The sequence below is a fragment of the Labrys sp. LIt4 genome, assembly GCF_017813775.1.
Classification (GTDB): Bacteria; Pseudomonadota; Alphaproteobacteria; order Rhizobiales; family Labraceae; genus Labrys; species Labrys okinawensis_A.
Window position 1 is genome coordinate 1 of record NZ_JAGIPY010000063.1, and the last position, 374, is coordinate 374.

Sequence of the window (374 nt, forward strand, 5' to 3'; positions counted from 1 at the left end):
TCGGGCCTGTCGACCGCCGAGCTGGTTTCCACCGCCTGGGCCTCGGCCTCGACCTTCCGCGGCTCCGACAAAAGGGGTGGGGCCAATGGCGCCCGCATCCGCCTGGCCCCGCAGAAGGATTGGGAGGTCAACCAGCCGGCGCAGCTGGCCAGGGTGCTCGGTGTCCTGGAGGAGATCCAGCAGGGCTTCAACGCGGCGCAGGCCGGCGGCAGACAAGTCTCGCTGGCCGATCTGATCGTGCTGGGCGGCAATGCCGCGGTCGAGCAGGCGGCCCGCAAGGCCGGCCAGGAGGTGGCAGTGCCCTTCGCGCCCGGCCGCACCGATGCGAGCCAGGAGCAGACCGATGTCGACGCCTTTGCGGTGCTCGAGCCGGT

The 374-nt window shown here is 71.4% G+C and carries 1 protein-coding gene; it reads left to right on the forward strand.

Annotated features, from left to right (window positions below):
- Window positions 1–374: peroxidase family protein (locus J8I29_RS29710; RefSeq protein WP_348536216.1), on the forward strand; the 374-nt coding region annotated here is incomplete at both ends.